Raw genomic sequence first — 15,498 nt, 5'->3', positions numbered from 1 at the left:
CGATGGCGCGGCGGCCTGCGGCCTTGATTCCGCGCTCGTCCTAGCCCCGCGCCAGTTGCCGCTCCCGCAGCACGGCGTAGATGCCCGATCCCACGACCACCGCCGACCCGATCAGCATCCAGCCGTCGGGGCGTTCACCGAAGAGCGTCACGCCAAGCGCCAGCCCGAACAACAGCCGCGTGTAGCGGAAAGGGGAGACGGCGGAGATCTCTCCGACCCGCATCGCCACGGTGATCGCGTAATACCCGCCGATGGTCGTCAGCACGGTGAAGGCCATCCACGACCAGTGCACCACGCCCGCGGGCACGAAGGCATCGCCGAAGGGGACGAGGACCGCGCCCGCAAGGATCAGCGCCGAAAATCCCACCGTCGCCAGTTGCAGGCTGGCAACCTCGCGTGGCACCGCGCGGGTGGCGAGGTCGCGCGCGGCCAGCGACAGCATCGCGCCCACGGCAAACAGCGACAGGGGGCTGAACGCCTCGGTTCCGGGCCGCAGGATCAGCAGGACGCCCGCAAGGCCCACCGCGATGGCAAGCCAGCGCCGCCAGCCGACGCCCTCCTTGAAGATCAGCGCCGCGCCGATGGTCACCACCAGCGGTGCCGCCTGCAGGATCGCCGTCACCGAGGACAACGGCGTCAGCGCCAGCGCCAGCACCATGCACAAGGCGGCCAGCACCTCGGCCACGTAGCGGCAGAGGATCGCGGGATGCCAGAGCCGCGCGGTGACCAGCGGCAATCCGCGCCCCCGCGTCCACAGGGCGAACCCCAGCGTTCCGCCCGCGCCAAGGCCCATCATGATCTGCCCTAGCGGCATGTGCAGTGCGGCCAGCGCCTTGATACCGACATCGCCAAGCGCAAAGCCCGCCATCGCGGCGATCATCCAGAGGATGCCCTTGAGATTGTCGGTCATGTTCGCCTGTCCTTTGGCCGCGACCATCGCAGGAATCGCGCCATCCGCAAGGGGCAGCGGTCAGGTCGCAATCGGGGCGCAGGACGTCCCGTGCGGGCAAGTATGCCGGTGCGCCGGGTGGTGAGGTGCGGGCCAATGGAGGACGCCATGACGACACGCGGATATTGCCATTGCCGGGCCACGACCTGGGCGTTCGAGGGGCCGCCGACCTGGTCGTGCTATTGCCATTGCGACGATTGCCGCCGCAACTGCGCATCCCCGGTCGTGGCGTGGCTGGGCATGCCCTTGCGCGACTTCGAATGGACGGGGGCGGCACCTGAGACGCGGCAAAGTTCCGAGGGCGTGCGGCGGCATTTCTGCGCCACATGCGGCACGCCGATGGGGTTCGAGGCCGCGCATTACGCGGGCGGCATGCACCTGTACGCGGCCACGATGGAGCGGCCCCAGACATTTGTGCCTGAGTTCCACGTCAACTGGCAGGCGAAACTGCCATGGCTGGCGATGGAGGATGACCTGCCGAAATACGACGGCACGCTGCTGCATGCGCCCAAGGACCTGAGCGACTACGAGTGATCAGCCCTTGCGCTTGACCCCGTACAGTTCCAGCCGGTGACCGCGCAGGTCGTATCCCAGCTTGGCCGCGATCTTTTCCTGCAATTCCTCGATCTCTTCATCGACGAATTCGATCACCTCGCCGGTCGACATGTCGATCAGGTGGTCGTGGTGGTCGCGCTCGGCGTCTTCGTACCGGGCGCGGCCATCGCCGAATTCGTGGCGTTCGAGGATGCCCGCTTCTTCGAACAGCTTGACCGTGCGGTAGACCGTGGCGATCGAGATGCCGGGATCGCGTGCGGCGGCGCGGGCGTGCAACTCCTCGACATCCGGGTGGTCCTCGGCATCTTCCAGCACCGCGGCGATGGTGCGGCGCTGGCCCGTCATCCGCAGGCCCTTTGCCTCGCAACGTGTGGTGATGGTGTCGGTCATTCTGGTCCCTCGCGCCGCGCCGGTTCTAGACAAAGCGCCGCGGCAGGGAAAGGGGGTGATCGTCAGGGCGTGAGACCGGTAAAGTGGTTCATGTTGCCGTTGCCGTCGGTGTTGCCGGTGCAGCCCGTCGCGTTCCACCGGATGTGGTGCGCGTTCGAATTGCGGGTGATCGTGACGCAAATCCCGATCTCGCCCCCGCTGTTCCAGTTGACGTTCGCGTTGGCCCCCGCCTGCGCCGCCGCCGCGCTGAGCGATTGCAGCTCTGCCCACGTGAGGAACATGATCGTGCTTTGATCGGTGTTGTATAACTCGCCCCAGCGCGCTTCGGACACGGCCTGCGCGGCGGCGACGAACCGGTCCGATTGCCCCTCGGGATCGCTGAGCGCGGTCTGGCGCCACTGGGCGAGGATGTCCGCGATCTCGTTGGCGTTGAAGCCGAGGTTGCCCAGCTGCTGGATCAAATCCTGCGTGCAATAGGCGGTGTACCCGTCCTCGCCCAGCGGGCGCACATGCTTGATGAGAAAGCTGAGTGTAATACCCATGATCTGCAACTCCCGAAGTTGAATAATTGTCATTTTTCAACTTTTTGGGGGATTCGCGCAATGCTGCGTCGCGTCAGGCAGCCTCGGCCGAGCGGCTGGCGCGGCGGGCCACGCGGGCGACGGTCAGGCCCTGCACGATGATCGAGAAGATGACGACGATATAGGTCGTGGTCAGGATCAGCGGTTTCCACTCGCCATCGGGCAGCGACAGGGCCAACGCGATGGAGATGCCGCCCTTCAACCCGCCCCAGGTCATGATCGGGATCACGCCGGTGCTGAAATCGCGGAACGGCCGCAGCAGAAGGACGGGCACGGCCACGGCGGCAAGCCGGGCAAACAGGGCCAGCGCGATGGACAGGACACCCGTCAGCAGGAAGTCGGCGTTGGTGGTGATGGAGAACACCTCGAACCCGATCATCAGGAACAGGACGGCGTTCAGGATCTCGTCGATCAGCTTCCAGAAGGCGTCGACATATTTGCGGGTCTCTTCGGTCATGGCGTCCCGCGCGCCGATATCACCGATCAGAAGGCCCGCGCAGACCGCCATGATCGGCGCCGACACGTGCAGCCAGATCGCCAGTTCGTAGCCGCCGAAGGCAAGCCCGAGGGTCAGCAGCACCTCGAGCGAGTAATCGTCGATCAGCCGCATCACGCGGAAGGTCAGCCAGCCCAGCACCAGCCCAAGCACCGCGCCGCCGAAGGCCTCCTGCACGAAAAGGCTTGCCGCGCCGGACAGGCCGGACCCGTGGCCATCGCCGGTGGGGAAGGCGAGGCCCACGAGGACGAGGAACACGACATAGCCGACCCCGTCATTGAAAAGCGACTCGCCCGCGATCTTGGCTTCGAGCGAGGGGTTGAGTTTCGCGTCCCGCAACACGCTGAGCACCGCGACAGGATCGGTGGGAGAGATCAGCGCGCCAAAGACCAGCGCGATCAGAAGCGGCACACCCGTGATCCACGAGAACCCGACACCCACGATCACCGTCGACAGCGCCACCCCGATGGTCGCCATCAGCAGCACGACCGCCCATTGCTGCCGCAGGTCGGTCAGCTTGATGTGCAGCGCCCCGGCGAACAGCAAGAGCCCCAGCATCCCTTCAAGCAGGGCGTCCGAGAACTCGATCTCCAGCACCGTGCCGCGCACCGTGTCTGCCACCCCGAGGCCGGGCATCACGAGGTCGAGCGCCATGATCCCGAACGAGGCGATCAGCGCGACGACAAGGATACCGATGGCCGAGGGCAGCCTGAGAAAGAGGTGGTTGATGGCCCCGAACACGCCTGCCAGCACGATCAGGAGCGAGGCGATCTGCAGGATGGTCATGGTGCGTGTCCCGGTTCGTGTCCCGGCGGCCTAGCACGGCGGGCCGCACGGGCCAAGCGATCAGGTCCCGCAGAAAGTGGCGCGCACGACCTCGTGCGCTTGCGGTGGCCGGGTAAAGGCGGGGTCTGCCGGGTCCTCGAACGGATGGGCCAGCGCGGCGTGCAGCGCGTCGAACGGCGCGCGGTCGCCGTCATAGGCGGCCGCGATGGCCTCTTCGACGCGGTGGTTGCGCGGGATCACGGCGGGGTTCACGCGCGCCATCAGTTCGCTGTCAGGAGATGCCGCCCGCCACCTCTTTTCCCAGTCTTCATAGGTGGTTGGATCAAGAAACTGATCCTTTGCCTTATCCGTCCCAAGCGCGCGGAACGTGTTGGTGAAATCGGCCTGTTGCGCGGCCATGCGCGCCAGCAGGTCATCGACCAAGGCGGCGGTGTCGGGCGTGGCCTTGGCAAAGCCGATCTTGGCCGCGAAGTGGTGCTGCCGGCGTTCTTCGACACGGGCGGGCATGGCGTGCACGGCCTCGGTAAAGGCGGTGATGGCGGCGTCGGTGTCGGGCATCAGGGGCACCAGCGACGTCGCCAGTTGCGCCATGTTCCAGACGATCACGTGCGGCTGGTTGGAATAGGCATAGCGCCCGAACTGGTCGATGGAGGAATAGACCGTGTCGGGATGGTAGGTGTCCATGAAGGCGCAGGGGCCGTAATCGATCGTCTCGCCCGAGATGGTGCAATTGTCGGTGTTCATCACGCCGTGGATGAAGCCAACGGACATCCAGCGCGCCACAAGATCGGCCTGTACCGCGATGACGGCATTGAGAAATTCCAGCGGGCCGTCTGCATCCGGGTGGTGCCGGTCGCGGGCGTAGTCGAACAGCGTCTGCAGCGCGTCGAGGTCGCGGCGCGCGGCGAAGATCTGGAACGTGCCGACGCGCAGGTGGCTGGACGCCACGCGGGTCAGGACCGCGCCGGGCAGCGCGGTTTCGCGCTGCACCTTCTCGCCGGTGGTCACGGCGGCAAGGGCGCGGGTGGTGGGAATGCCCATCGCGTGCATCGCCTCGGACACGAGGTATTCGCGCAGGACCGGCCCCAGCGCCGCGCGGCCGTCGCCGTTGCGGGAATAGGGCGTGGGACCCGATCCCTTCAACTGGATGTCGCGCCGATTGCCATGCCGGTCGATCACTTCGCCCAGCAGCAGCGCGCGGCCATCGCCCAGTTGCGGCGTGAAGTGACCGAACTGGTGCCCGGCATAAAGCTGCGCCAGCGGGTCGGCCCAGTCAGGCGTCCGGTTGCCACCATAGATCGCCGCGCGGTCCTCGTCCTCCGGCAGGCCCAGTTCGACGGCAAGCGCGTCGTTCCACTGGAAGAGCCTGGGGTCGGCCACGGGCCGGGCCGGTTGCCGGGTGTAGAAGCCCGCAGGCAGGGCGGCATAGGAATTGTCGACGGTCGGGGAAACGCTCATGCGATCACTCTAAGGGCTGGGGCGGGCAGGTGGAAGCGAGGTGGGGTCGCGCGGCGCGATGCGCAATGGGCGCGGGGTCACAGCATCCGTGTCATCAGAACGTAGCGGTCGCGGCGCTGGAACCGGGTGCGGGAATAGAGGCGCTGGGCGCTGTCATCCGCGCCGTCGACTTCAAGGTGCATGGCGCGCACGCCCGCCTCTTTCAGCGTGCGGCACAGATCGCCGATCGCTTCGAACGCGATGCCGCGCCCGCGGATCGCGGGGCGGATGAAGATTTCGTCCAGAAAGCAATCCATGCCGCCGAATTCGACGGACCAGCCGAAGGTCACGACAAGGTAGCCAAGCGGCGCGCGGGCCGGGCCGATCAGGTAGACCGCGCCAAGCGGTCCACCGTCCAGCAGGGGCGCGATCCCTGCCTCCCGGCTTTCCGCCGTGCTGTCGATCCCCGTCTCCGCATGCATCGCTTCGACCAGCGACAGGATCTGCGGCAGGTGCTCGGGGCGGGCGAGGTGGAGTTGCGCGCTCATAGCCGCGCCAGCCGTTCGGTCAGCAGGGCGAAGAACGCGTCGGCCCGGACATCGCCCATGAACATCGCGTTCGGCGCGCGGTCGGTCACGCCCCACCAATCCGCAACCGTCATGCCCATGGTCAGTTCCGACTGCGTCTCGATCTCGACATTGACGAAGCGCCCGGAGAAGAGGGTCGGGTCGATCAGGTAGGCGGTGACGCAGGGGTCGTGCAGCGGTGCCCCGGCAGAGCCGTATTTCTCCTTGTCGAAGCGTTCGAAGAAATCCGTCATCTCGGCCACGGCGCGACCGACGGGCGTGCCCAGCGCGCGGAAGGCATCGTTGCGCGGCCGGGTGACCAGCGCCTTGTGCGTGACGTCGAGTGGCATGACGACAATGGGGGCGCCGGATCTGAACACGATTTCAGCTGCTTGCGGGTCGACATGGATGTTGAACTCGGCGGCGGGCGTGATGTTGCCGACTTCGAAATAGGCGCCGCCCATCAGGACGATTTCCTGCACCTTTTCAACGATGTCCGGCGCTTTCCTGAACGCCTGCGCGAGGTTCGTGAGTGGTCCCAGCGGGCAGAGCGTCACGGTGCCCGCAGGTTCGGCGCGGAGCGTGTCGATCAGGAAATCGACGGCATGGTCGGGTTGCAGCGGCATCGTGGGATCGGGCAGGTTCGGGCCGTTGAGGCCGGTCGCGCCATGGACGTGTTCGGCGGTGACAAGGTCGCGCCCCAGCGGGCGGTCGCACCCGGCAAAGACCTTCACGTCCGGGCGGCCCGCCAGTTCGCAGACGATGCGCGCGTTCTTCGAGGTCAGCGCCAGCGGGACGTTGCCCGCGACGCAGGTGAGGCCAAGCACTTCCATCTCGTCGGGCGAGGCGAGGGCGAGGAGGATCGCAACCGCGTCGTCCTGGCCGGGATCGGTGTCGATGATGATCTTGCGGGGGGGCATGGGCCTGTTCCTTTGCCGCGCAGGATGGGACGAAGTGCGTCCGCGCGCAAGCCACCCGATGCGCGCGTGCCGCGGGGCGGTGGAAAGCCGCTTCGAAGCGGCTTGCAAGCGCCCGCGCGGGCGCTCTTAACGATCTTCCAAGATCGTTTCCGCGCCGTGTCAGCGTTCGTCCGCCTTTGCCGCGTCCCAAAGCGCGTCAAGCTCGGCCAATGTCTTGTCCTCGGGGCGTTCGCCGCGCGCCGCCAGCGCGTCCTCGATCGCGTTGAACCGGCGGGTGACCTTGGCGTTGGTGCGGCGCAGAGCGGTTTCGGGATCGACGCCGAGGTGCCGCGCGAGGTTCGCCATCACGAACATCAGGTCGCCGAACTCGTCTTCCAGCTTGTCGGGATCGCCCGTCGCCTTGGCCTCGGCCAACTCTCCCGCTTCCTCCACGACCTTGGCGAGCACGTCCGCGACGTCGGTCCAGTCGAACCCGACCCGCGCCATCCGCTTTTGCAGCTTGACCGCGCGGGTCATGCCCGGAAGGCCCATCGCCACGCCATCGAGCACCCGCGTCTCCCCCCGCCGGGCGCGCTCAGCGGCCTTCTGCGCCTCCCAGTCGCGGGTCTGCTGTTCGGCGGACTTGGCGTTCGATTCGGTGCCGAAGACATGCGGATGCCGGTCGATCATCTTGGCCCCGATCCGGGCTGCGACGGAATGGAAATCGAACAGCCCTTTCTCGGCCCCGATCTGGGTCTGGTAGACCGTCTGCAACAGCAGGTCGCCCAGTTCGGCCTCCATGTCGTCCATGTCGTCGCGCTGGATCGCGTCGGCGACCTCGTAAGCCTCCTCGATCGTGTAGGGCGCGATGGTCTCGAACGTCTGTTCCACGTCCCACGGGCAGCCCGTTTCCGGGTCGCGCAGGCGGCGCATGATCTCCAGCAGGCGCGGCAAACCGTCAGGGGTGTCGTAAATCGGGTCGGTGGCCATTGCGCTGCCTCGCGGTTCGGTGTTCGGTGGCACCCTAGCCAGCCGGAGGCCCGTGTCCATGCCCGTCATCAACCGCATCGCCGCCTATGCCGAGGACATGACCGCGTGGCGTAGGCATCTGCACAAGATCCCCGAATTGCAGTTCGCCTGCCACGACACCGCCGCCTTCGTGGCCGAACGCTTGCGGGAGTTCGGCATCACCGAGATCCACGAAGGCATCGCCGAGACGGGTATCGTGGCGATCATCGAGGGCAGGGGCGAGGGGCCGACGATCGGGCTGCGGGCGGACATGGACGCCCTGCCGATGGAGGAGACGACGGGGCTCGACCATGCCTCGACCCGCCCCGGCGCGATGCATGCCTGCGGCCATGACGGGCACACAACGATGCTGCTGGGGGCCGCGCGCTACCTCGCCGGGACGCGCAATTTCGCGGGCCGGGTCGCGCTGATCTTCCAGCCGGCGGAAGAGGGTGGCGGAGGGGCGGGCGTGATGGTGGACGAAGGCATCATGGACCGGTTCGACATCGCGCAGGTCTTTGCGCTGCACAACACGCCCAACGTGGCCGAGGGCCGTTTCCAGACCAAGCCCGGCCCGATCATGGCGGCGGTCGACACGTTTCACATCGACATAGACGGGCAGGGCGGACACGGGGCCTACCCGAACGAGACGCGCGATCCGGTGGTCGCCGCCTGCGGCATCGCCACCGCGATCCAGACCATCGTCAGCCGCAACCGTCACGGGCTGGGCGACCTGGTGGTGTCGGTCACCCAGATCCACACAGGCACGGTCGACAACGTCATTCCCGGCACGGCCTACCTGAACGGCACGATCCGCACCTTCGACGCGGACGTTCGGCAGATGGTGTTTGACCGGCTGCAGGCCATCGTCGACGGGCAGGCCGCGTCCTATGGCGTGACGGCCACCCTGCGGATCGAAGAGGGCTATCCCGCCACGGTCAACGATGCCGGGCGCGCCGCCTTTGCCGCCGATGTCGCGCGCGAGGTCGCGGGCGACGGTGCCGTCGACGACGCGGCGGGGCGGGAGATGGGGGCGGAGGATTTCGCCTACATGCTGGAGGCACGTCCCGGCGCCTACCTGTTCCTCGGCCAGGGCGAAAGCGCGGCGCTGCACAACACCGATTACGATTTCAACGACCGCATCGCGCCGGTGGGCGCGTCGTTCTTCGCCCGGCTGGTAGAGGTCGCTCAGCCCGCGGGCTGAGCCGGTCCGCGCGGTCGCGCCTTTTCACCGCCGCCCCTGCGCCCTATGTCTCGGGTCATGAAGATCCTGCTGCTCATCGCCGCCGCGCTCGCGGCTCTCATGCTCTATATCCGGCTTGCGCCCAGTGATCCCGACCGCTGGCACGCGACGCCGACCCAGACCGAGGATACCAACCTCTCGGGCGGTGCGGTGCGCGTGCTGACCGCCCCGCGCGAGGATTTCGTGGCGCTGGATGCCATCATCCGCGACACGCCGCGCACGCAGGTGCTGGCGGGATCGGTGGATGAAAACAAGGTGACCTACATCACCCGGTCGGCCTTCTGGGGCTTTCCCGATTACACGACCGTCGATTACGCGCAGGGGCGACTGCGCGTGTTCGGGCGGCTGCGGTTCGGGCAGTCGGACCTATCCGTCAACGCCAAGCGGATCGACGGCTGGCTGGAGCGATTGCGGCAGGGCTGAGGACAGGCAGCCCTCGGCCACCTCGCGCCACATCGGCACGTTCAGCGACATCTGGCATTGCGCCATGAACATGCGCCCGTCGACCTGCATGCAGATCGTCTGTCCCAGTTCGATGCGCCCGCCGGTGCGGTCGGTGCAGTAGCAATCGATCGTCCTGCCGTTCGGCCCGGTCACGTCCGCCGAGACGCCCGTCGTCAGCAGTCCCGCCAGGGCGAGGCCGCACGATGTTATCGCGATGCGGTGTTGCATGGGCGCAGGATACCACAGCCGCGCCTCTTGACCAGTCCCCGCGCTTGGCCCACACCGCAGGGCCATGATCCCCGCCGATACCCTCCACCAGATCACCCAGCGGTTCGAGTTCCTCGAAGCGCAGATGGCCGAAGGCGCGGCAGGGGCCGACATCGCCAAACTGGCGCGGGAATATTCCGAGTTGAAGCCGGTGGTGGAGCAGATCGCGGCTTATCGCAGGCTGGTGTCGGACATCGCGGATGCCGAGGAGATGCTGGACGACCCCGACATGGGCGAACTGGCGCGGGAGGAGCTTCCGGCGCTCAGATCCGCGCTGCCCGAGGCCGAACACGCCCTGCAACTGGCGCTGTTGCCGCGCGACGCCGCCGATGCCCGCCCCGCCATGGTGGAAATCCGCCCCGGCACCGGCGGGGAAGAGGCGGCGCTCTTCGCGGGCGACCTTCTGCGCATGTACCAGCGCTATGCCGAGGCGCGGGGCTGGAAGTTCGAGATCCTCGAGGAACAGGCGACCGAGCTGGGCGGCATCAAGGAGGTCGTGGCCCACGTGACCGGGCAGGATGTCTTTGCGCGGCTCAAGTTCGAAAGCGGCGTGCACCGGGTGCAACGCGTGCCGGCCACGGAATCGGGCGGGCGCATCCATACCTCTGCCGCGACGGTCGCCGTCCTGCCCGAGGCGGAGGACGTGGATATCGAGATCCGCAATGAAGACATCCGCATCGACACGATGCGGTCGTCTGGCGCGGGCGGGCAGCACGTCAACACCACCGATTCCGCGGTGCGGATCACCCACCTTCCGACGGGCATCGTCGTCACGTCGAGCGAGAAGAGCCAGCACCGCAACCGCGAGATCGCGATGCAGGTGTTGCGCACGCGGCTCTACGATGCCGAACGCCAGCGGATCGACAGTGAACGGTCCGAAGATCGTGCGTCGCAGGTCGGGTCGGGCGACCGGTCGGAACGCATCCGCACCTACAACTTCCCGCAGGGTCGGATGACTGATCACCGGATCAACCTCACGCTCTACAAGCTGGACGCGGTGATGCAGGGCGACCTGGACGAGGTGATCGACGCCCTGACCGCCGACGCGCAGGCCCGCCAGTTGGCGGCGATGGAGGCGGTGTGACCGCCGCGCAGGCCCTTGCGCAGGCCGCGGCGCGACTGGCCGAGGCCGAGGTGCCCGATCCCGCCCGCGACGCCCGCCGCCTGCTGGCCCATGCCGCGGGCGTCGACGCGACCCGCGTGACCCTGATGGCGCCCGAACCGCTGCCCGACACGGTGGCCGAACGCTTTGCTCACCTCGTGGCACAGCGCGCCGCGCGGCGGCCGGTCAGCCACCTGACCGGCGCGCGGGAGTTCTATGGCCGCCGCTTCCAGGTGACGCCGCAGGTGCTCGACCCCCGGCCCGAGACGGAAACGCTGGTCGAGGCCGCGCTGGCCCTGCCGTTTGCCAGCGTGCTGGACCTTGGCACCGGGTCGGGCGCGATCCTTGTCACCCTGCTGGCCGAACGGGAGCACGCGGTCGGCGTAGGCACCGACCTGTCCGAAGCCGCCTGCCTCGTGGCCAGCGCCAACGCGGTCGCCCACGGTGTCGCGGCGCGGGCCGATATCCGCGCGACCTACTGGTTCGACGGGGTGACCGATCAGTTCGACCTGATCGTATCGAATCCGCCCTATATCGCCGAGGCCGAGATGGCCGAGCTTGCGCCCGAACTGGCGCACGAGCCGCGCATGGCGCTGACCGATGAAGGCGACGGGCTGAGCGCCTATCACGCCATCGCGGCGGGGGCCGCGATCCGGCTTGCGCCCGGCGGGACGATCCTTGTCGAAATCGGCGCGTCGCAGGGCGCCGACGTCTGCGCGATCTTTCTTGGCGAAGGATTCGAGACGCGCATCCTCAGCGATCTCGATGGGCGCGACCGGGTCGTCCGGGCGATCCGCGCCAGCGGCTGACAGGGGCCGGGACCGGCGCAAACGGCATCACTTGCCGCAGGATGCCGACCGATCATGGCGGAAATCCCACACAATCCGTCCATTTCGGCACTTTTGCCTTTTACATTCGGGGAAACTTGCCTACACAGTCACTTGTCCGACGCAAGGGTCCTGCGCACTACCGCTTCCGACCCGCTCGACTTCCCCGACGCTTCGTAGGCTGCTTTCGCAAGGCGCGGGTCAGGATAACGCAACAAGGCTGCCCAAATCGCATGAGATCATCGAAGTCACGTTCGCGGTCCAAGGGAAACCGCAACCGCTCTGTCGGAAATGTCGTCAACCGCGTGTTCGACAGTTCAGGCCCCGAGGGCAAGGTGCGCGGTACGCCGCAGCAGATCATCGACAAGTACAACCAGCTTGCGCGTGACGCGCAGCTGTCCGGTGACCGTGTCGCGACGGAAAACTTCCAGCAACACGCCGAACATTACCTGCGCATGCTGGGCGAGGCCCAGAAAGAGCAGGATGCCCGCCGCGAAGAGCAGGAACGCCAGAACCGCGAGCGGCAGGCGCAGCGCGACCGCGACCGCGCCGAACGGCAGGAACGCGAATCGAACGGCCAGCAGGGCGGTGGCGGCAACGAAGGCGGCCAGCCCGATCCGGCGGAGGCTCCGCAACCCGACGTTCTCGAATTCACGTCTGGCGGGTCCGATGGCGACAGCGGTCTTGTCGAGACGCCCGAGAACGCCGATGCCAAGCCGAAGCGTTCGCGCAGCCGGTCGTCGCGCAAACCCGCGCCCAAGGGTGACGCATCATCGGATGATGCGCCCAAGGGTGACGGCGGCGCGCCCGAGGCAGCCGAGTAACAGTCAGCGTTTCAGGAGAGCGTTCGCGCCAGCGCGCAGAACGCCTCCAGCGGGACCTGTTCCGCGCGTTCGGTCGGTGCGATGCCCGCCGCGCGCAACCGATCCTCGATATCCGGGGCAAGCCCCTTCAGCGCCGCGCGCAGCATCTTGCGCCGCTGGTTGAAGGCGCGCGCCACCACCCGTTCCAGCACCGCCGGATCCGCCGGGTAACGCGGTTCGGGCAGCGCCGTCAGATGCACCACCGCGCTTGAGACCTTGGGCGGCGGGGTGAACGCCTCGGGTGGGAGGGTCAGCGCGATCTGCGCGTCCGCCCGCCACTGGGCAAGGATGGCGAGGCGGCCATAGGCCTTCGATCCCGGCTGCGCCACGATACGTTCCGCCACCTCGCGCTGGAACATCAGCGTCAGGCTGGACCATGCAGGCGGCCAGCTCTCAGGCGTCAGCCAGCGGATCAGCAGTTCGGTCCCCACGTTGTAGGGCAGGTTCGCCACCACCTTGTAGGGCGGCGTCAGGTGGTCCAGCGGGTCGATGTCGAGCGCGTCGCCTTCGATCACCTCCAGCCGGCCGGGATAGGCGGCGGCGATCTGGGCCAGCGCGGGCAGGCAGCGCGCGTCCTTCTCCACCGCCAGTACACGCCGCGCGCCCGAGGCGAGCAGCCCGCGCGTCAGCCCTCCGGGCCCCGGTCCGACTTCCAGCACGTCCGCGCCGGTCAGGTCGCCCGCCGCGCGGGCGATCTTGGCGGTCAGGTTCAGGTCCAGCAGGAAGTTCTGCCCCAGCGCCTTGCGCGCACTGAGCCCGTGTTCCGCGATCACCGCGCGCAGGGGAGGAAGGTCGTCAATCGCCATGATGGGTCCGGGTCCGTCGGGCAGGGGCGGTCACGATCCGCTCCCCGACATGCGCGCGGCCAGTTTCAGCGCCTCGATCGTCGAGGACGGGTTGGCGCGGTCCTGACCTGCGATGTCGAAGGCGGTGCCGTGATCGGGAGAGGTGCGCACGAAGGGCAGGCCCAGCGTCACGTTCACGCCCCGGTCGAAATCGAGCGCCTTGATCGGGATCAGCGCCTGGTCGTGGTACATGCAGACCGCCACGTCATAGCCCGCGCGCGCGGCGGCGTGGAACATCGTGTCGGCGGGCAGGGGGCCGGTCAGGTCCATCCCCTCGGCCCGCAGGCGGTCGAGCACGGGGGCGATCAGGTCGATCTCTTCCCGGCCCATCTTGCCGCCTTCGCCCGCATGCGGGTTCAGCCCGGCCACCGCGATACGCGGGCGCGCGATGCCGAAGCGGGCCGCCAGCCCGGACGCGGTGATGCGCAGGGTGTCTTCCAGAAGCTCTGGCGTGAGGGCGGCAGGCACCTCGGCCAGCGGGATATGGATCGTGACCGGCACCAAGCGCAGGCGGTCGGAGGCCAGCATCATCACGCTGCGCTCCACCCCGCCAAGCGCGGCGAGGTACTCGGTATGGCCCGGATAGGCGAACCCCGCCCCGTCCTGCAGCACCTTCTTGGCAATGGGCAGGGTGCAAACGGCCGATGCCTCGCCCTGCCGAACCAGCGCGACGGCCCGATCGATGGACGCGATCACGCCCGCCGCGTTCGCGGGGTCGGGCTTGCCGGGCCGGGCCGGCGCGGCAAATGAAAGGGGCATCACGGGCAGGTGGTCCCCCGGCACCGACAGCGCATCGGCGGGGCGGGTGACCTCGGCGACCGCCGCGCCGTGCGGCAAGTGGGCCGGATCGCCGATCCAGACGAAGGGCAGGGACGGCCCCAGCGCCGCCCGCGCCTTCACGGCCAGTTCCGGCCCGATGCCCGACGGATCGCCGCAACTGACCGCGACGACCGGCGGGACCGCCGCCACGTTCATTCGCGGATGCGCGCGTCGGCCCGCAATTGCGCAAGGTAGCTGTCGGCAAAGGTCGTCAGCCGCCGGTTGCGCAGTCCCAGCGTGATCTCCTCGCGCGCCGAAGGGGCGGCATCCGCGCCGTCGGCCACCTCGGGCGCGGCCTCGACCTCGGGCAATGCCGTGGTCCGTCCGCAGAGCATCAGGAAGACAAGCGTCTGCCCCTCGGCGCGGGTCAGTGCATAGGACGTCTCGCCGGGGTCGAGCTTGGACAGTTCGAACGCGACGTCGGTCGGGATCTTGTCGGGCGCGAGGCTGGTGCGTTCCAGCCGCTCGTCCGGCTGGCCCTTGTTGATGCCGTAAAGGTCATCGCAGCGGTCGACGCGGCGGCTGACGCGGCGGGCTTCGGCCAGCGCGGCGTCGGACCGCCCGCCGGGGATGTAATAGGTCGCGTATTCGACCGCGGCATAGCTTGGCGCGTTATAGGCGCCTTCCTCGATCGCGCGCAGCTGGAAGAGGGCCACGGCGTTGGGGATCTGCAAAGGCGCGGTGATCTCGCCCGGCGCAAGGCCGAGGATGATCGGTTGCAGCGCCGGGGGCAGGTCCGACAGGTTCTGCCACGGCAGACGGCCGCCGCTGCGGCGCGTGGGCGTCGCGGAAAAGCGGCGCGCGGCGCGGGAGAACTCGGCCTCGGACCCCGAGGCGGCGATGCGCTGCGCGCGTTGCAGAACGGCCTGCGCCTGCGGGGGCGGGGCGGGCATGATCAGTTCCGATATCAGCACGCGGATGTTCGAGGACCCGCCGGTATTGCTGAGCGCGCGGTCGATTTCGCCCTCGGACGGCTGGGCGCGCGCGCCGAAGCGCTGGCGCACCAGCAATCGCCATGCCAGGCCGGCTTCCACGAAATCGCGGAAGGTTTCCTCTTCGACGCCGCCCGAGGCGAGCGCCTTCACGAATTCCTTGGTCGTGAGGTTGGCGCGGCCCGCGAATTCGGCCATGCCCTCCTCGATCTCGGCGCGCGAGGGGTTGATGCCGTTGGCGCGGGCGGCCTGCACGCGCAGGCGGTCGTCGATCAGCTGCTCCCGCGCGACTTCCTGCGGATCGCCGGGCGCGCGCAGCAGGGCCAGCATGCGGGCGCGCTGTTCCAGCTCGAAATAGGTGATCGCGCCGTCATTGACCCGGATGGCGGTCGAAAAGGCATTCTGCGCCGCGGCCATGCCCGCGCCGCCGACCACCATCGCCAAGGCCATGATCAGGCCGGCGAGAAACTGGCGGTGCTGTGTCATCTG

18 protein-coding genes are annotated in these 15,498 nt (G+C 68.1%); 6 read left to right on the top strand and 12 right to left on the bottom strand.

The window, feature by feature from the left end; all coding sequences use genetic code 11:
• Positions 1-40 precede the first annotated feature (40 nt).
• Entirely contained in the window at positions 41-910 is an 870-nt protein-coding gene (locus tag ATO11_RS17310) for a DMT family transporter (protein WP_050532302.1), read from the bottom strand.
• Positions 911-1,057: 147 nt separating this feature from the next.
• Between ATO11_RS17310 and ATO11_RS21280 the strand changes: the two genes are divergently transcribed.
• Complete coding sequence (locus ATO11_RS21280; protein WP_242601454.1) at positions 1,058-1,483, top strand: GFA family protein; 426 nt, start codon at positions 1,058-1,060, stop codon at positions 1,481-1,483.
• On the opposite strand, the gene ATO11_RS17300 is transcribed toward ATO11_RS21280, so the two are convergent.
• The 7 genes from ATO11_RS17300 to mazG all read right to left on the bottom strand — a co-directional run bounded on the left by ATO11_RS17300 (position 1,484) and on the right by mazG (position 7,649).
• Positions 1,484-1,894 carry a Fur family transcriptional regulator gene (locus ATO11_RS17300; RefSeq protein WP_050532174.1) on the bottom strand — a complete coding sequence of 137 codons (411 nt, stop codon included), beginning with the start codon at positions 1,892-1,894 and terminating at the stop codon, positions 1,484-1,486.
• 62 nt (positions 1,895-1,956) lie between these two features.
• Positions 1,957-2,436, bottom strand: a complete 480-nt coding sequence (locus tag ATO11_RS17295) for a hypothetical protein (RefSeq protein ID WP_134643150.1) — start codon at positions 2,434-2,436, stop codon at positions 1,957-1,959.
• A 73-nt stretch (positions 2,437-2,509) separates the two neighbouring features.
• Positions 2,510-3,757: a cation:proton antiporter gene (locus tag ATO11_RS17290; protein WP_050532172.1), complete on the bottom strand. Its 1,248-nt coding sequence runs from the start codon at positions 3,755-3,757 to the stop codon at positions 2,510-2,512.
• A gap of 60 nt (positions 3,758-3,817) precedes the next feature.
• Positions 3,818-5,215 carry a protein adenylyltransferase SelO gene (locus tag ATO11_RS17285; RefSeq protein ID WP_050532171.1) on the bottom strand — a complete coding sequence of 466 codons (1,398 nt, stop codon included), beginning with the start codon at positions 5,213-5,215 and terminating at the stop codon, positions 3,818-3,820.
• A gap of 77 nt (positions 5,216-5,292) precedes the next feature.
• On the bottom strand, positions 5,293-5,742 hold the full coding sequence (locus ATO11_RS17280; RefSeq protein ID WP_050532170.1) for a GNAT family N-acetyltransferase: 450 nt from the start codon (positions 5,740-5,742) through the stop codon (positions 5,293-5,295).
• On the bottom strand, positions 5,739-6,680 hold the full coding sequence (locus ATO11_RS17275; RefSeq protein ID WP_050532169.1) for a nucleoside hydrolase: 942 nt from the start codon (positions 6,678-6,680) through the stop codon (positions 5,739-5,741). Before ATO11_RS17275 ends, ATO11_RS17280 begins: the two co-directional genes overlap by 4 nt.
• A gap of 159 nt (positions 6,681-6,839) precedes the next feature.
• On the bottom strand, positions 6,840-7,649 hold the full coding sequence (gene mazG, locus ATO11_RS17270; RefSeq protein WP_050532168.1) for a nucleoside triphosphate pyrophosphohydrolase: 810 nt from the start codon (positions 7,647-7,649) through the stop codon (positions 6,840-6,842).
• A gap of 58 nt (positions 7,650-7,707) precedes the next feature.
• Here mazG and ATO11_RS17265 point away from each other — a divergent pair, with 58 nt between their 5' ends.
• On the top strand, positions 7,708-8,871 hold the full coding sequence (locus ATO11_RS17265) for a M20 aminoacylase family protein (protein WP_050532167.1): 1,164 nt from the start codon (positions 7,708-7,710) through the stop codon (positions 8,869-8,871).
• 57 nt (positions 8,872-8,928) lie between these two features.
• A complete protein-coding gene (locus ATO11_RS17260) occupies positions 8,929-9,333 on the top strand; it encodes a DUF1499 domain-containing protein (RefSeq protein WP_082176410.1) in 405 nt (134 codons plus the stop codon).
• Here the strand turns inward: ATO11_RS17260 and ATO11_RS17255 are convergent.
• Complete coding sequence (locus ATO11_RS17255; protein WP_050532165.1) at positions 9,277-9,582, bottom strand: hypothetical protein; 306 nt, start codon at positions 9,580-9,582, stop codon at positions 9,277-9,279. The genes ATO11_RS17260 and ATO11_RS17255 overlap by 57 nt on opposite strands.
• A 64-nt stretch (positions 9,583-9,646) precedes the next feature.
• On the opposite strand from ATO11_RS17255, the gene prfA reads away from it, so the two are divergent.
• The 3 genes from prfA (at position 9,647) to ATO11_RS17240 (ending at position 12,374) form a co-directional block, all read left to right on the top strand.
• Positions 9,647-10,705 (top strand): peptide chain release factor 1, encoded by a 1,059-nt coding sequence (prfA, locus tag ATO11_RS17250; RefSeq protein ID WP_050532164.1) that lies wholly within the window; start codon positions 9,647-9,649, stop codon positions 10,703-10,705.
• Positions 10,702-11,532, top strand: coding sequence for a peptide chain release factor N(5)-glutamine methyltransferase (gene prmC / locus ATO11_RS17245; RefSeq protein ID WP_050532163.1), 831 nt, complete (start codon positions 10,702-10,704; stop codon positions 11,530-11,532). The genes prfA and prmC overlap by 4 nt, the downstream gene beginning before the upstream one ends.
• A 251-nt stretch (positions 11,533-11,783) precedes the next feature.
• A complete protein-coding gene (locus ATO11_RS17240; protein WP_050532162.1) occupies positions 11,784-12,374 on the top strand; it encodes a DUF4167 domain-containing protein in 591 nt (196 codons plus the stop codon).
• Positions 12,375-12,385: 11 nt separating this feature from the next.
• On the opposite strand, the gene rsmA is transcribed toward ATO11_RS17240, so the two are convergent.
• The 3 genes from rsmA to ATO11_RS17225 are packed head-to-tail and all read right to left on the bottom strand — an operon-like array spanning position 12,386 to position 15,495.
• A complete protein-coding gene (gene rsmA / locus ATO11_RS17235) occupies positions 12,386-13,222 on the bottom strand; it encodes a 16S rRNA (adenine(1518)-N(6)/adenine(1519)-N(6))-dimethyltransferase RsmA (RefSeq protein WP_050532161.1) in 837 nt (278 codons plus the stop codon).
• 27 nt (positions 13,223-13,249) lie between these two features.
• Positions 13,250-14,233, bottom strand: a complete 984-nt coding sequence (pdxA, locus tag ATO11_RS17230; protein WP_050532160.1) for a 4-hydroxythreonine-4-phosphate dehydrogenase PdxA — start codon at positions 14,231-14,233, stop codon at positions 13,250-13,252.
• Entirely contained in the window at positions 14,230-15,495 is a 1,266-nt protein-coding gene (locus tag ATO11_RS17225; RefSeq protein WP_050532159.1) for a peptidylprolyl isomerase, read from the bottom strand. Before ATO11_RS17225 ends, pdxA begins: the two co-directional genes overlap by 4 nt.
• Positions 15,496-15,498: the final 3 nt, after the last annotated feature.

It is taken from the genome of Pseudaestuariivita atlantica (assembly GCF_001205715.1).
In the GTDB taxonomy this organism is placed as follows: Bacteria; Pseudomonadota; Alphaproteobacteria; order Rhodobacterales; family Rhodobacteraceae; genus Pseudaestuariivita; species Pseudaestuariivita atlantica.
The sequence above is the reverse complement of the archived record's forward strand: the minus strand, read 5'-3'. Positions and strand labels throughout refer to the sequence as shown.

Bases quoted from the DNA above. Each gene is read 5' to 3' on its own strand.
- mazG (WP_050532168.1), bottom strand. From the start codon at position 7,649: ATGGCCACCGACCCGATTTACGACACCCCTGACGGTTTGCCGCGCCTG.
- ATO11_RS17260 (WP_082176410.1), top strand. From the start codon at position 8,929: ATGAAGATCCTGCTGCTCATCGCCGCCGCGCTCGCGGCTCTCATGCTC.
- ATO11_RS17225 (WP_050532159.1), bottom strand. From the start codon at position 15,495: ATGACACAGCACCGCCAGTTTCTCGCCGGCCTGATCATGGCCTTGGCG.
- ATO11_RS17290 (WP_050532172.1), bottom strand. From the start codon at position 3,757: ATGACCATCCTGCAGATCGCCTCGCTCCTGATCGTGCTGGCAGGCGTG.
- ATO11_RS17265 (WP_050532167.1), top strand. From the start codon at position 7,708: ATGCCCGTCATCAACCGCATCGCCGCCTATGCCGAGGACATGACCGCG.
- ATO11_RS17310 (WP_050532302.1), bottom strand. From the start codon at position 910: ATGACCGACAATCTCAAGGGCATCCTCTGGATGATCGCCGCGATGGCG.
- ATO11_RS21280 (WP_242601454.1), top strand. From the start codon at position 1,058: ATGACGACACGCGGATATTGCCATTGCCGGGCCACGACCTGGGCGTTC.
- ATO11_RS17240 (WP_050532162.1), top strand. From the start codon at position 11,784: ATGAGATCATCGAAGTCACGTTCGCGGTCCAAGGGAAACCGCAACCGC.
- ATO11_RS17300 (WP_050532174.1), bottom strand. From the start codon at position 1,894: ATGACCGACACCATCACCACACGTTGCGAGGCAAAGGGCCTGCGGATG.
- ATO11_RS17275 (WP_050532169.1), bottom strand. From the start codon at position 6,680: ATGCCCCCCCGCAAGATCATCATCGACACCGATCCCGGCCAGGACGAC.
- ATO11_RS17255 (WP_050532165.1), bottom strand. From the start codon at position 9,582: ATGCAACACCGCATCGCGATAACATCGTGCGGCCTCGCCCTGGCGGGA.
- pdxA (WP_050532160.1), bottom strand. From the start codon at position 14,233: ATGAACGTGGCGGCGGTCCCGCCGGTCGTCGCGGTCAGTTGCGGCGAT.
- ATO11_RS17280 (WP_050532170.1), bottom strand. From the start codon at position 5,742: ATGAGCGCGCAACTCCACCTCGCCCGCCCCGAGCACCTGCCGCAGATC.
- prfA (WP_050532164.1), top strand. From the start codon at position 9,647: ATGATCCCCGCCGATACCCTCCACCAGATCACCCAGCGGTTCGAGTTC.
- ATO11_RS17285 (WP_050532171.1), bottom strand. From the start codon at position 5,215: ATGAGCGTTTCCCCGACCGTCGACAATTCCTATGCCGCCCTGCCTGCG.
- ATO11_RS17295 (WP_134643150.1), bottom strand. From the start codon at position 2,436: ATGGGTATTACACTCAGCTTTCTCATCAAGCATGTGCGCCCGCTGGGC.